Source organism: Allobosea sp. NPDC003192 (genome assembly GCF_050275675.1).
GTDB lineage: Bacteria > Pseudomonadota > Alphaproteobacteria > Rhizobiales > Beijerinckiaceae > Allobosea.
Genome location: NZ_JBNNPK010000011.1, coordinates 127,507 through 140,357, shown reverse-complemented (window position 1 = coordinate 140,357; position 12,851 = coordinate 127,507). Strand labels below are relative to the sequence as shown.

Here is a 12,851-nt window from a genome sequence, read left to right as displayed (position 1 = left end):
CGAACCGATCGCATTATCCGCCATTTCAAGCGCCGTTAAAGTGGCCGCTGGCACGCTATGGAAGCGAATGAAGCGCTCTGCAGACGAGCCAGTGCTTCAGAGCGTGAAAACATCGCCATCGCGGGCGAAGACGCTGTCGGGAGCCAGCGCCTGCAGGCGCGCCTCGCGGCTGCGCAGCAGCGCGTCGTCCGCCGTGGGCGCATGATGGATGCAGGCGAGCCGGCCGGCGCCGGCCTCCTTTATCAAGGCGAGCCCGGCCTGCCAGGTCGAATGTCCCCAGTCACGATGAGCCGGGTAGTCGCTGTCGGCGCACCACATCGCGTCATAGGCGATCAGATCGGCGTCGCGGCAGAAGCGGACCAGGTCGGGATCGGGCGCGTCGCCCGCATGCTCATGATCGGTCAGGACCACGAAGGCCCGGCCGCCATGATCGAAGCGGTAACCGGCGGTGGCCGCACCATGCCGCAGGGCGACGGTGCGAATGACGATATCGCCCAGCACGATGTCCCGGCCCGTCTCGAAGCTGACAGCGTCGAGGCGGGCGGGAAGCGAGGCGAAGCCGATCGGGCTCAGCGGCTCCTCGAACAGAAGCCGCAGACTCTGGTGCAGGCTGATGTCGCTGCGGCGGGGTGCGCGAATCCCCAGCGTGAAATCGGCGCTGTGGAGCGGGGCGAACCCGGCCAACCCGATGACGTGGTCGAGATGGATATGGGTCAGGAGCAGCCAGGTGGAGCGCCGTCCTTCGGCGAGCAGATTTCGCCCAAGTGCGACCGCGCCCGATCCGCAGTCGATGATGAAAACCTGCTCGCCGATCGCGACCTCGATGCAGATCGTATTGCCGCCGAAGGTGCGGAAACATTCGCCGGAGACCGGCATCGAGCCGCGTGTGCCCCAGAACCGGACGCTGAAGTCGCTCATCGCAAGCCTCACTTCGTCTGCAGCGCGTGAACGGGCCGCCAATCCACCAGGGGAGCCGCAAGCAGGTCGCGGCAGCGCTCCGCCAGCGCCATGGCCGGCCCGTCTTGCGGCCTCTGCGCCAAGCAGGCGTCGATCAGGCCGAGCGCATCGTCGAAGCGGCGCTGCCGGTAGGCGGCGAGGGCCCGTTCGTAACTTTCGACCCAGGCCGGGCGCGTCTCCGTCGCAGCCAGGCCGAGGAGTTCGTAGACGGTCACGCCATGGTCGCGTCCATAGACGGCGATGCGATCGACCTCGCGCACGATGATGGCTTCGCCCGCTTCGCGCCGCGTCTCCTCGCTGATCAGGATCGCGGTACCATAGACCTTGTTGGCACCTTCGAGCCGGCTCGCGAGGTTCACGCTGTCGCCGATAGCGGTGTAGTTCAGCCGGGTCCGCGAGCCGATATTGCCGACGATGGCCTCGCCCGAATGCAGGCCGACCCTCACCCTGAGCGGCTGCCCCCCGGCATCCATCAGCCCGGCCGCCGCGGTCTCCGCGACGATGGCGAGCGCAGCGCGGCAGGCCGGCAGGGCTGTATGCGGCTCCGGCCGCGGCGCCCCCCAGAACGCCATCACGGCGTCGCCGATGAATTTGTCGACCGTGCCGGCGCGCTGCTCCACGGCTTCCGAAGCGAGCTCGAGGAACCGGTTGGCGATCGGCAGCACCGCCGGCCCGAGGCGCTCGGCGAGGCGCGTGAAGCCGGCGAGGTCGGCGAACAGGATGGTGATACGGGCCGATTTGCCGCCCAGCTCGGCCCGGCCGCCATGAGCGACCAACTCGCGGACCAGATCGACCGGAATGAAGCGCCCGAAATTGGCGAGCCCCGCCGCCATCCGGGCGAGCGCGGCAGAAAGCTGGTCGATCTCGATCAGACGCGAGCGGCGATGCACCAGAGCGTCGAGCTCGAAACGTTCGAGATGGGCGAGGTCGGCGACGACGGCCCGGATCGGCCGGACCAGCACGAACTTCGCCAGGGCGGCGGCCATCAGTCCCGCCAGCGCGATGGCCAGGGCGAGCCCGATACCGACACGGCGGGTGGTCGCATCGATCTCCGCCAGGAAATCGCGCTCCGGCACGATGACCGCGAATTGCCAGCCCTGGAAATGCAAGGGCGAGAGGCCGACGGCGAAACGCTCTCCGGCCAGCTCAACGGCGATGCGCTCCGGCGCCGCCTTCCCGCGCGCCGCCCGCTGCGCGAGCGCCTCGCCGACGCGGCGAGTGACTTTGATCAGCTTCGTCCGATCCCTGTCGCTCCCGGCAGGCTCGACCACGAGGCGCCCGGCTGGGTCGATGACCGCCGCTCCCCCGGTGCGGCCGACCGCGATCTGCCCGAGTAGCCTGGAGAATCGCGAGAGGGCGACGAAGGCGCCGAGCCGGGTGCCATCGGCCAGGCGGCCGACATAGGCGACCGCCGGTCCGGCTCCGGCCGGATCGGCGGCGGCCAGCCAGTCCGGGCCGAGAGTTTCGGCCACCGGCCAGATCCCCATTGCGGCTTGCAGTCGGACTTCACCGCCCCGGGCGCCGGGCTCGATCGCCGCGACCGTGCCCTGCGTCCCCTCGTGAGCCAGAGCCGTGACGAGCGACAGGCTCCCGAGCGGCTGCGTCAAGGCCGCATCACGGGCGGCAGGCGAGCCATCGCGCTCGATCAATCTGGCGGCGGCACGCCAGGCGGCTTCCGCCCCTGCGACCTGCGTCCACCATTCATGCCGGACGGAGGTCGTCACCTGCCGCTCGATCTCGGCGGCCAGCGCCGTGCTGTTGCGCGTCGCGGTCCGCCACCAGGCGACGTGCACGCAGCCGGCCACGATCAGCACGCCGCCGAGCGCGATGCCCGTCAGAATGGTCTGCAGGCCCGTGCGCATCCTTGCCTCCCACAATCTGCCGTCAGCCGGAGGGATGGGTGGTTTCGAGGGCCTGGAACACCACCGCCAGCACATAGCCGAAGATGGCGTGGCCGATCAGGCTCATCAGGGAGAGCTGCCCGTTGTCGCCGATCAGCAGGAAAGGCAGGCCGGCGAGCGGGGCCCACAGGCCGAGCGCGATGAAATAGGTGACGACACCCCAGAGCCAGCCGTCAGCCGGGTGGCCCAGCCGCACCAGCCGCGTCGTCAGCCAGTAGCCGAGCGGATAGAAGACGAAGCCGGTGACGTAATGCAGCGCCTTGGCCCAGACATCGGGCAGGTCGAGTCCGAGCTGGCGCTGGAACAGCAGCTTGACCAGCGCCGGAGGCTCGAGCGGAAAGCCGGCGAAGAGCTGCGTCGGCCAATTGGCCCAGATCTCGTAGAAGCCGGTGGCGGCAAAGCCCGCGAGCACGAGGTGCCAGCTCTGGCGGGCGTTGGGAACCAGACGGGCGATCAGCCCCGGTGCGTTGGTGGCGGTCGTCATGCTCATGAGGGTCTCCTGCTCACGGGAACAGTGGGAATGGCTGCCGCGAAGCCCGCGGCTCAGAGGTATTCCTGGTAAAGGTCGACGGTGGAGCGCCGGCCGATATCGTCGAGATGGGCGGCGATCCACGCCGCCGCCGCGGCGCGGCCGAGATCGCGCAGCCGCGTCAGGAACGACCAGCTCGTGTCGAATTTCGATGCGACCGAGAACTCGGTCATCGCGTCGTCGGAGCGGATCGCGTGGATGAAGACGCGCCTCAGCTTGTCGCGGTGCTCCGGGCGGATCCAGTCGTCGTCGATCAGCTTGGTGGCGAAGGCGATGGCCCGCATCTCGCGGATCAGCGAGGAATTGAAGCTGATCTCGTTGATCCGGTTGAAGATCTCGGAGGGGCCCTGCGGCACGTCCGGCCGGACGATCGGGTTGATATGGACGACGAGGATGTCGCGCGCATCGGCATCATAGATCAGCGGGTAGATCGCGGGATTGCCGACATAGCCTCCGTCCCAATAGTGCTCTCCGTCGACCTCCACGGCCCGGAACAGCATCGGCAGGCAGGCGGACGCCTGGACGACCTCCGGCGACATCATCTCATTGGTGAAGATCTGCGGCTTCCCGGTCTTCACATTGGTCGCGCAGAGCCGCAGCCGGGTGCAGCGGCAGGCGCGCAGCGCGTCGAAGTCGACGACGCTGGTCAGCACGTCGCGCAAGGGGTTGAAGCCGAGCGGGTTGAGCTGATGCGGCGAGAACGTCCGTGTCAGGGCCTCGAAGAAGCGATAGCTCACCGGTTCCTTGACGCCGAACCCCTCCATCCAGAGGTCGAAGGGCGTCTGCTGGTAGGGGCTCGCGGTTCGGCCGGCGCGGCTGATCCGATGCCAGAAAAGCTCCAGCAATTCGCGGGCATGGGCCTTGCCGCCGGCCATTTTGCCATAGGCGTAGACGACGGCGTTCATTGCGCCGGCGCTGGTCGCCGACAGGCCGTCGATCTCGATGCGGCCGTCCTCCAGCAGCATGTCGAGCACGCCCCAGCCGAAGGCGCCATGGGCGCCGCCGCCCTGAAGGGCGAGGTTGATCGTCGGCGCGTTGGCTGTCGCAGTATCCGCCATGCCTGTCGGGTGCGGAGAGGCTTGGCGGTCGAGAACGGTCGATACGGACATCAGGCGGCGTCCTTCTGCTGGAGAGCGTCTGTCGCGGGTTTGGCCAGCGCGATCTCACGGCCGGTTATCAGCCGGGCGCCGCGTTCGTAGGTCAGGTAAGACCACAGCCAGCTCGTCGCGACGGAGAGCCGGCTGCGGAAGCCGATCAGGAACCAGACGTGCACGGCCGACCAGAACAGCCAGGCCGAAAAGCCGGTCAGCCTGAGCCAGCCCAGATCGACGATCGCGAATTTTCGGCCGATGGTGGCCATCGAACCGGCGTCGCGATACCGGAACGGAGCCGGGTCGGACGTGACGCGGACGCGGGCTGCGATCAGGCTGCCGACCCAGCGGCCGGCCTGCTTCGCCGCGGGGGCAATTCCCGGCAGCATGGCGCCGTCCGGGCCGGCATGGGCCGCCGTGTCGCCGATCACGAAGATCGCGGGATCGTCCGGCAGCGAGAAATCCGTCTCCACCTTGACGCGGCCTGCACGATCGACGGAGGCATCGAGCCAGCGCCCGGCGGGCGAAGCCTTGACGCCCGCGGCCCAGATCACCGTCCGGGCCGGCAGGCGGATGGCGCCCAACCTCACTCCGTCGTTTGAGACGTCGGTCACCATGGTTCCGGTCGCGACGTCGACGCGCATGGCTTCGAGCGCCCGGTGGGCCGCCCGGCTCAGCTCCTCACGGAAACCCGGCAGAATGCGCGCCCCGGCCTCGACCAGCACGATGCGCGTGCTCTCGGCCGCGATTCGGCGGAAGTCGCGGCTCGCCGCATTGCGGACGAGCTCGGCGATGGCGCCCGCCATCTCCACGCCGGTCGGGCCGCCGCCGACGATGACGAAGGTCAGCAGCGCCTTGCGGGCCGCCTCGTCGTCCTCGAGCTCGGCTTCTTCCAGGGCCTTGAGGATCTTGGCGCGGACACGGGTCGCATCGTCGAGCGTCTTGATCCCCGGCGCGGCGGAAGCCCAGTCGTCGCGGCCGAAATAGCTGTGCCGTGCGCCGGTCGCGACGACGAGATAGTCGAAGGGGATGCTGCGGCCATTCTCCGTCACGACGCAGCGCGTGCGACGATCGACACTCACGACCTTGTCGAGCACGACCCGCGCATTGCCCTGGCCGCGCAGCACGGAGCGGATCGGCGCGGCGATATCGGCCGGCGACAGGCTTGCGGTCGCAACCTGGTAGAGCAGAGGCTGGAACAGGTGGAAATTGCGCCGATCGAGGATCGTCAGCTCGATCGACGCGTCTTTCAGGGCCTGTGCCGCAGCGAGGCCGCCGAAGCCGGCGCCGATGATCACTACCCGCGGAACGGTCGTTGTCATTGCTAACGTGATCATGGCGAGTGCTCCGCTTTTTCGGTCAGTGAGCCGTCCAGGCGCCGTCGACGGGGATCGACGTGCCGGTCATCGAGGCGCCGGCTTCGGAGGCGAGGAAGACGGTCAGGGCACCGATCTCCTCGACGCTCGCGAAGCGCTTGTTGGGCTGGGCGGCGAGCAGGATGTCCTTGACCACGCGGTCGCGCGCGATGCCGTGGGCCTTGGCCTGCTCCTCGATCTGCTTCTCGACGAGCGGGGTCCAGACATAGCCGGGGCAGATCGCGTTGACGGTGATGCCGTACTCGGCCCCCTCCAGCGCGACCGCCTTGGTGAAGCCGACGATGCCGTGCTTGGCGGCGACATAAGCGGATTTGAACGGCGAGCCGACGAGGCCGTGCGCCGAGGCGATGTTCACGATCCGGCCGAAGCTGCGCTCCTTCATGCCGGCGAAGACGGCGCGCGTGGCGTGGAAGGCGGCCGAGAGGTTGAGCGCGATGATCGCGTCCCAGCGCTCGGGCGGAAAGGCCTCGACCGGCGCGACATGCTGGATGCCGGCATTGTTGACGAGGATGTCGACCTGGCCGAAAGCCGCCATCGCGCCCTCGATCAGCGTGGCCACGCCGGCCTGTTCGGCGAGATTGCTGCCGTCGAAGCGCACGGCGACCTCACCGGCCGCCTCCAGGCTGAGCCGCGTCTGCTCGATGCTGCGCGGATCGCCAAAGCCGTTTATCACCAGATTGGCCCCGGCGCCGGCCAGCGCCTTGGCGATGCCGAGGCCGATGCCGCTGGTGGAGCCGGTGACGACGGCGGTGCGGCCCGCGAGGGGGCGGGGGTGGCCGGTGGTGGAGTTGGCGGCTGTGGCGTGAACGTTCATCGCATCTCTCCTTGCTGCAGGAGAGAATGCGGATGGCGGCCGGCTCCGGGAAATGCCGATGCGCTGTCGTGACGATAGCCATCGGCTATAGCGATTATTCTTGCCCCGGCCAGACGGCGCATGCAGCCTCAACCACATGAACGACAAGCCACTTGCCGAACGCCTTGCCGAGCTGCGCCAGTGGCTCGCGCGCGAGCGCCCGCAGATCGCGCAGGCCTATGACCGCATGGTCGAGCACCTCGTGCGGAGCGGTGCGGGCGCCGGGGCCTTGCGAGCCGGCGATGCGATGCCGGCCTTCGGCCTGACCGCGGCCGATGGCCGCTTCATCACCTCGGCCGAGCTTCTCTCCACCGGGCCGCTCGTGCTCAGCTTCTATCGCGGCGCCTGGTGTTCCTATTGCCAGACCGAGTTGACGGCCTTGCGCGACGCCCATGACGCGATCCTCGCGCTGGGCGGGCGCGTCGCGGTCGTCTCCGGCGAGATCGGCGGTCGCGGCGTGGCCGTCGCGCGCCAGCACGATTTGCCGTTCGACGTGCTCAGCGACGTCGATCTCGGGCTGGCCCTGGCGTTCGGGCTCGTCATCTCGGTTCCCGGCGAGGTGCGCGAGATCTACGAGCATCTCGGCTACGACCTGGCGCGCATCAACGGCAACCCGTCCTGGTTCCTGCCGATTCCGGCAACCTATGTGGTGGCGCGCGACGGCGGCATCGCAGCGGCCTTCGTCGAGCCGGATTTCCGCTACCGCATGGATCCGACCGAGATCCTTGCGGCACTCTCCCGGCTCAAAGCGGCGACAGCCTGACCGCGCCGCCCCAGTCGCCGGCCCGCGCGAGGCGCAGGCAGGCTTCCGTCGCGGTCTGGAAGGGGCGGCCGGCGACCACCGCCACGGCAACGTTGCGCTCCGGGGCGGTCTCCGCGAAGGGACGCATGACCAGACCGTCGATCAGCGGGATGCTCGCTGGCAGCACGCCGAGGCCGAAGCCGGAGCGGACCAGCCGCTGCAACTCGTCGGTGCCGCGCACGCGATGGCGGAAGCGCACGGGGATATCCTTGCTGGCACAGGCGAATTTGAAGCGCTCGTGATCGGCGCAGTCGATCTGATCGATCACCTCCGTTCCGGCGAGATCGTCGAGCGCGATGCCGTCCTTGCGGGCGAGAGGGTGGCCCTGCGGCACGACGAGCCGGCTGCCTTCCCGGAACAGCGACCAGCTTCGCATGCGCTCGGGCAGTTCGACCGCATCGCTCAGGAAGACCAGGTCGAAATCGCCCTCCAGCGCGCGGGAGGCGAGTTCCCTGTGCGGCAATCTCACCAGCGTGAGCTCGAAGCCGTTGAGGCAGGTATTGAGGCTTTCGAGCAGCCCCGTCAGCACCTCGACGGAGACCGTCTCGAGGAGGCCGAGCCGCAAATGGGCCATGTCGCCCTTGCTGACGCCGCGCGCCAGCTCCTTGGCGGCTTGCGCCGCGACATAGGTGCGTTCCAGATGCGGCAGCATGAGCCGGCCGAGCTCGGTCAGATGCGTGTTCTGCCGCTCGCGATGCAGGAGCAGGCCGCCGAGCTCGTCCTCGAGCTTCTGGATGGCGCGGGTGAGCGAGGGCTGCGCGACGTTGCATTGCTCTGCCGCGCGCGTGAAGTTCAGGCTGCGCGCGACCGCCAGGAAATAGCGGATCTGATGCATTTCCATGCCGATGCCCCCCGGATGGCAGGCCTCGCCGCGCTGCTCAGCGGCGACCGAGCGCCATTGGCTGGATATTCGCGGGCGCGGGCGGTTCGGTTACAGGCGGTTGCCGAAATTAGGCGTCTTGCCGATGCTCCTGCGTTCCGGCATCGCGACCGAGCGTCGCCGCGAGCCCGGCCGCCGCACATAGCGCTAGGCCGATGGCGAGCACACTCGCTCCCCAGCCGAAGTGCTGGAAGGCCTGGCCCAGGACGACGCTGCCGACGAGGCCGCCGAGGAAATAGCTCGCCAGATAGAGCCCGCTTGCCGCGCCGCGTTCGCGTTGCGCCGTCCGGCCGACATGGCCGGTCGCGATCGCCTGCGCAGCGAAGGTGCCGATCGCGAAGAGGACGAGCCCGCAGAGCACGGCCGCCAAAGACGGCAGCACCAGCAGCGGCAGCCCCGCGAGCGCCACGCCCAGGCTCGCCAGCAGACCCCGCCGCGTGCCAAGGCGCGACGCCAGCCCGCCTGCCAGGAGCGTGGTCGCGACCGACGGCGCGAAGACGAAATAGACGAAGCCGATCTCCATCATCCCGAGCGCCAAGGGCGGTGCCGCCAGGACGAGATTCACATAGGTGAACAGGCCGATGAAGGCGAAGAGGATCAGGAAGCCGATCGCGAAGCTCGCGCGCAGCTGCGGATCGGCAAGATGCAGCCGCAAAGCCCCGCCGGCGGGAGCCGTGGACGCCGCCATCGGCGGCGCGCGCCGGACGGTGGCATGCACGAGCGCGGCGCCCGCCAGATTGAGCACGGCAAAGACATAGAAGGTGGTGGGCAGCCCGAACCGGTCGGCGAGCGAGGCCGACAGCAGTCGTCCGGCAAAATTGCTGGCGACGTTGCCGGCGATATAGGCTGCGAAGGCCGCCGCAGCGTCACTGGCCGAATAGTGTTCGCCGAGATGCGCCAGCATCAATGTGAAGGCCGTGGCCATGAAGACGCCCTGCAGCACGCGCAGGCCGGTGAAGGTCGCAAGATCCGGCGCGCCGGCCAGCAGCGCGGTCGGTATCGCGAGCAGGACGAGGCTGATCGTGATGCCGCGGCGGCGATCGATCGAGGCGCTCAGATAGGAGGTGGCGAGGCTCGACAGCGCCATGCCGATGGTGCTCGCATTGACCGCGATACCCATCGCGCCGGGGCTCGCGCCATAATGCCGGATCAGCGAGGGCAGGATCGCCTGCATGGCGAACAGATCGACCAGCGTCAGGAAGGCGGTCAGCGCGATCACGGTGGTTCGAAGCCAGGAGCGTGAGCTCGTGACCGGCATCGCCATGGCGGCAGCCGGAGCGGATTCGCTTCGCATCATTCCGGTCCTTGGAAAGCAGCCGTGCCTGATCCCGGCTCAATTCGGGTTTTCCTCGGTGGTGTAGAGAGCGCCGACCCGCCAGCCATCGACCGTGCGCACGCACAGCAAGTTGACGAGGAACGCGATCCTTCGCGGGTCGGCTCTGGAGCCCAATGTCAGCCTCAGGGGCTGGAAGAGCACCGCGCTGACCGGGCTGACCTCGACGACCCGTGCTCGTTCGCGATCCGGCATCACCTCCCAGACATCGGAGCGCTGGAAGGCGCTCATGCGCTCGATCATCCGGTCTGCGCCCCAGAACGCCTTGCCGTCGCTGATCCAGACGAAATTCGGCGAATCCCACATCAGCGCGCGCACCGCCTTGGTATCGCGCGCGTTCTGGGCAGCGACGAAGCGCTCGTAGAGCGACGTCACCGCACGCTCCGTCTCGGTCTCGGCCGCGACGGGCGCAGCGAAGGACAGTGCAATCAGGGCGATGAAGACCTTCGTCATCATGATGACCTCCGACATGGTGTGGTTTGGATCGGATCGCCGGATGGCGGGCGGCGAAGGCCAGCCCGCATCCGCTGATCCGGGTTACATGTCGGGATCGTCGAGCATGTCCGGCGGAACGATGTCGGAGGAGAGCAGGACGACCTCCTTGCCCGACTTGTTCTCCCACCAATGGGCGTGGCCGGGCCCGAATTCGGGCGTCCACTCGCCGGTCCGGTGGGTGATCGGAACTGAACAGAAGGCGCTGTGCTCGATGATCTCGCCGGAAGCGACGTAGACGATCGAGGGGCGGTCGTCATGGCGATGGAAGGGCACGATGCCGCCGACCGCGACGGTCAGGCGACGCGTGCGCAGGCGCAGGTCGCCGAGATTGCGCCAGCCGGTGACGTTCACGATCGCAAGCGTTTCGCGCCGGATGCCGATATCGGGGGCGTTCTCGACCGTGCGCGGCTGCTTTAATTGCTTGTCGACCGGGCAAGTGCCGGCCTGCGCTGCACCGATGCCGTGGATGAGTGCGGCGGCGCAGGAGGCGCCCGCCAGCAGGCTGCGAATGGCGGAACCGTATCGTCTCGACATGACCGTCTCCTTCCTGATCGTCGCGCAATGTCGCGACCCGGAAGGCAGCATCCCGGAGAGACGGGCTCAGCTGAAATATCCGCTTTCTCTGGTTTCGATAGCCGAAAGCTATTTCACCTGCCTCTCCATCGCGGGCGATGATCATCCTCGCAGTAGCGTGTCAGGCGGCCTCATATTCCAACGGCCACTGAGGTGAGCTGCTTCCTGAGCAGAGCGTCTGCACGGGTCCGTGAAGAGAGTTTAACGCCGCTTGATCGGCCCGCCAGCGAACTCCCTGAAGAGCGCCTCAACAGGCGCGGCATTGGAGCAGCCCATGTCTCACGCCACGCATCAAGATCTCTCCGGCGACCGCATCACCGTCGCGAACGACGCCGCCCGGCTCGCCTGGGACGAGGCGCTCGAAGCGCTGATGGCCCATGCCGCTGCGACGCCCGAGCATCTCGCCCGCACGCTCGCTGCCGATCCTGATTTCGCTTTGGCCCAGGCCGCCAAGGGGCTGATGCTGCTCTCGCTGGCGCGCGCCGAGCTCGTCGCCCCGGCACGCGATTGCCTGGCGAGGGCCAGGACTTCGGCGCTGCTGCGGCCGATCACCAGGCGCGAGACGATGGTCGTCGAGGCGCTGGCGCTCTGGCTCGACGATGCGCCGCGCCGGGCGGCGGAGCGGCTGGAGGCGATCCTGCGCGCCCATCCCTTCGACGTGCTGGCGCTGAAGCTCTCGCATGGCATCCGCTTCATACTCGGCGACCAGGCGCAGATGCTGTCGACCCTGCGCCGCTTTGCGCCGGGCTTCGGCGAGGGCCATCCGCTCGCCGGCTTCGTCCATGGCTGCCATGCCTTCGCGCTCGAGGAGCGCGGCTTCTATAGCGAGGCCGAACGGGCCGGGCGCCGCGCCGTGGCCTTGAGCCCACGCGATGCCTGGGGCCGCCACGCCGTCGCCCATGTGCTGGAGATGACCGGCCGCGTCGACGAGGGCATCGCCTGGCTCGGCGACAGGCGCAACCTTGCCCATGCCAATAATCTGCGCTTCCACATCCTCTGGCATCTTGCCCTGTTCCGGCTGGAACGCGGCGAGATCGACGAGGTGCTGCGCCTCTATGACGAGGAGATCCGGGCCGAGCCGACCGACGATTATCGCGATATCGCCAACGGTGCCTCGCTACTTGCGCGGCTCGATTATGCCGGCGTCGATGTCGGGCAGCGCTGGGAGGAGCTCGCGGCCAGGGCCGAGGGGCGCATCCATGACGGGCGCCTTGTTTTCGCCGACCTGCACTATGCCCTGTCGCTACTCGGCGCCGGCCATGCCGACGGGGCCGAGGCCATTGCCCGCAGCCTGATCGACGATGCCAAGGTCCATCCCAGCGGCGAGCGGCGCGATGCCGCCCGCAACGGTGCGCTCGCCGCCTTCGGGCTGATCGCCTTCCACGAGGGCGACTATGACGAGGCGGCCCGCCTGCTCGGCGCCGCGCGCAGCGGCTTGCTCGCCATCGGCGGCAGCCATGCCCAACGTGACCTGTTCGAGCAGGCCTACGCCGAGAGCCTGATCCGCTCCGGCAATCATGACCGGGCCGCGATCGTCCTGCTCGAGCGCCTGGCTCGGCGCAAGGGTCACAACCGTTTCGCCAGCGGCCGGCTCGAAAAGCTCGGGCGGCTCGGCAGGACCGCGAGCGGCCTCGCCGCCGCACTCGCCATCGCCTCCACCCCGCTCGCCATCACTCACTGACCCTCTAGAAACGACGCTCGCCATGACCACTGCGACCACGACCCAGGGCTTCGCGCCATAATCGGACTCTGGGTCGTTGCCCTCAAGCGGACCTTCGCAGCGCAGCGGTTCCTCCGATTGGAACGGACCTCAAGCAGAAGCTAGGTTCAGTCGCTGGGATTCAACGTCCCAGCCTCGATACCGTCCTCGCGCGAAAGAACGGCGGCAGGCCAAGGTGCCGGACAAGGAGATTAGCGGGGAAGATTCCAAAGTGAGTGGCCACACAATGTGGAGCTGCAATGTCTTGCGAGGGAATCGCCAGAAGTGGAACTTGGACCATTGGCCGCAAGCTGACATGGGGGAACGCCCCCGGCTCCGATTGAGTTTCCATTGGTCTCCGG

12 protein-coding genes are annotated in these 12,851 nt (G+C 68.2%); 2 read left to right on the top strand and 10 right to left on the bottom strand.

What is annotated here, in order from left to right; genetic code table 11:
• Nucleotides 1-96 precede the first annotated feature (96 nt).
• Genes ACQKLX_RS16500 through ACQKLX_RS16475 form a run of 6 tightly spaced genes read right to left on the bottom strand, consistent with a single transcriptional unit; the run spans nucleotide 97 to nucleotide 6,668 of the window.
• Complete coding sequence (locus tag ACQKLX_RS16500; RefSeq protein WP_427362660.1) at nucleotides 97-918, bottom strand: MBL fold metallo-hydrolase; 822 nt, start codon at nucleotides 916-918, stop codon at nucleotides 97-99.
• Between the two features lie 8 nt (nucleotides 919-926).
• Nucleotides 927-2,819 carry an adenylate/guanylate cyclase domain-containing protein gene (locus tag ACQKLX_RS16495; RefSeq protein ID WP_427362659.1) on the bottom strand — a complete coding sequence of 631 codons (1,893 nt, stop codon included), beginning with the start codon at nucleotides 2,817-2,819 and terminating at the stop codon, nucleotides 927-929.
• Nucleotides 2,820-2,841: 22 nt separating this feature from the next.
• Nucleotides 2,842-3,348 (bottom strand): hypothetical protein, encoded by a 507-nt coding sequence (locus tag ACQKLX_RS16490; protein WP_427362658.1) that lies wholly within the window; start codon nucleotides 3,346-3,348, stop codon nucleotides 2,842-2,844.
• A 53-nt stretch (nucleotides 3,349-3,401) separates the two neighbouring features.
• Nucleotides 3,402-4,496 (bottom strand): patatin-like phospholipase family protein, encoded by a 1,095-nt coding sequence (locus ACQKLX_RS16485; protein WP_427362657.1) that lies wholly within the window; start codon nucleotides 4,494-4,496, stop codon nucleotides 3,402-3,404.
• Nucleotides 4,496-5,800, bottom strand: coding sequence for an NAD(P)/FAD-dependent oxidoreductase (locus ACQKLX_RS16480; protein WP_427362656.1), 1,305 nt, complete (start codon nucleotides 5,798-5,800; stop codon nucleotides 4,496-4,498). Before ACQKLX_RS16480 ends, ACQKLX_RS16485 begins: the two co-directional genes overlap by 1 nt.
• Nucleotides 5,801-5,837: 37 nt before the next feature.
• Nucleotides 5,838-6,668 carry a 3-hydroxybutyrate dehydrogenase gene (locus tag ACQKLX_RS16475; RefSeq protein WP_427362655.1) on the bottom strand — a complete coding sequence of 277 codons (831 nt, stop codon included), beginning with the start codon at nucleotides 6,666-6,668 and terminating at the stop codon, nucleotides 5,838-5,840.
• A 136-nt stretch (nucleotides 6,669-6,804) separates the two neighbouring features.
• On the opposite strand from ACQKLX_RS16475, the gene ACQKLX_RS16470 reads away from it, so the two are divergent.
• On the top strand, nucleotides 6,805-7,470 hold the full coding sequence (locus ACQKLX_RS16470) for a peroxiredoxin-like family protein (RefSeq protein ID WP_427362654.1): 666 nt from the start codon (nucleotides 6,805-6,807) through the stop codon (nucleotides 7,468-7,470).
• Here ACQKLX_RS16470 and ACQKLX_RS16465 read toward each other — a convergent pair.
• The 4 genes from ACQKLX_RS16465 to ACQKLX_RS16450 all read right to left on the bottom strand — a co-directional run bounded on the left by ACQKLX_RS16465 (nucleotide 7,451) and on the right by ACQKLX_RS16450 (nucleotide 10,751).
• Complete coding sequence (locus ACQKLX_RS16465; RefSeq protein WP_427362653.1) at nucleotides 7,451-8,350, bottom strand: LysR family transcriptional regulator; 900 nt, start codon at nucleotides 8,348-8,350, stop codon at nucleotides 7,451-7,453. The genes ACQKLX_RS16470 and ACQKLX_RS16465 overlap by 20 nt on opposite strands.
• Nucleotides 8,351-8,459: 109 nt before the next feature.
• Complete coding sequence (locus ACQKLX_RS16460; protein ID WP_427362652.1) at nucleotides 8,460-9,683, bottom strand: MFS transporter; 1,224 nt, start codon at nucleotides 9,681-9,683, stop codon at nucleotides 8,460-8,462.
• A gap of 39 nt (nucleotides 9,684-9,722) precedes the next feature.
• The gene (locus ACQKLX_RS16455; protein WP_427362651.1) at nucleotides 9,723-10,178 is read right to left on the bottom strand and encodes a nuclear transport factor 2 family protein; all 456 of its coding nucleotides are present in this window, start codon (nucleotides 10,176-10,178) and stop codon (nucleotides 9,723-9,725) included.
• 81 nt (nucleotides 10,179-10,259) lie between these two features.
• Complete coding sequence (locus ACQKLX_RS16450) at nucleotides 10,260-10,751, bottom strand: cupin domain-containing protein (protein ID WP_427362650.1); 492 nt, start codon at nucleotides 10,749-10,751, stop codon at nucleotides 10,260-10,262.
• 313 nt (nucleotides 10,752-11,064) lie between these two features.
• Between ACQKLX_RS16450 and ACQKLX_RS16445 the strand changes: the two genes are divergently transcribed.
• Complete coding sequence (locus ACQKLX_RS16445) at nucleotides 11,065-12,471, top strand: tetratricopeptide repeat protein (RefSeq protein ID WP_427362649.1); 1,407 nt, start codon at nucleotides 11,065-11,067, stop codon at nucleotides 12,469-12,471.
• The last annotated feature ends 380 nt before the right edge of the window (nucleotides 12,472-12,851 follow it).

Excerpts from the sequence above, each read along its gene's own strand:
- ACQKLX_RS16475 (WP_427362655.1), bottom strand. The coding sequence starts at position 6,668 with ATGAACGTTCACGCCACAGCCGCCAACTCCACCACCGGCCACCCCCGC.
- ACQKLX_RS16500 (WP_427362660.1), bottom strand. The coding sequence starts at position 918 with ATGAGCGACTTCAGCGTCCGGTTCTGGGGCACACGCGGCTCGATGCCG.
- ACQKLX_RS16460 (WP_427362652.1), bottom strand. The coding sequence starts at position 9,683 with ATGCGAAGCGAATCCGCTCCGGCTGCCGCCATGGCGATGCCGGTCACG.
- ACQKLX_RS16445 (WP_427362649.1), top strand. The coding sequence starts at position 11,065 with ATGTCTCACGCCACGCATCAAGATCTCTCCGGCGACCGCATCACCGTC.
- ACQKLX_RS16455 (WP_427362651.1), bottom strand. The coding sequence starts at position 10,178 with ATGATGACGAAGGTCTTCATCGCCCTGATTGCACTGTCCTTCGCTGCG.
- ACQKLX_RS16465 (WP_427362653.1), bottom strand. The coding sequence starts at position 8,350 with ATGGAAATGCATCAGATCCGCTATTTCCTGGCGGTCGCGCGCAGCCTG.
- ACQKLX_RS16470 (WP_427362654.1), top strand. The coding sequence starts at position 6,805 with ATGAACGACAAGCCACTTGCCGAACGCCTTGCCGAGCTGCGCCAGTGG.
- ACQKLX_RS16450 (WP_427362650.1), bottom strand. The coding sequence starts at position 10,751 with ATGTCGAGACGATACGGTTCCGCCATTCGCAGCCTGCTGGCGGGCGCC.
- ACQKLX_RS16495 (WP_427362659.1), bottom strand. The coding sequence starts at position 2,819 with ATGCGCACGGGCCTGCAGACCATTCTGACGGGCATCGCGCTCGGCGGC.
- ACQKLX_RS16480 (WP_427362656.1), bottom strand. The coding sequence starts at position 5,800 with ATGACAACGACCGTTCCGCGGGTAGTGATCATCGGCGCCGGCTTCGGC.
- ACQKLX_RS16490 (WP_427362658.1), bottom strand. The coding sequence starts at position 3,348 with ATGAGCATGACGACCGCCACCAACGCACCGGGGCTGATCGCCCGTCTG.
- ACQKLX_RS16485 (WP_427362657.1), bottom strand. The coding sequence starts at position 4,496 with ATGTCCGTATCGACCGTTCTCGACCGCCAAGCCTCTCCGCACCCGACA.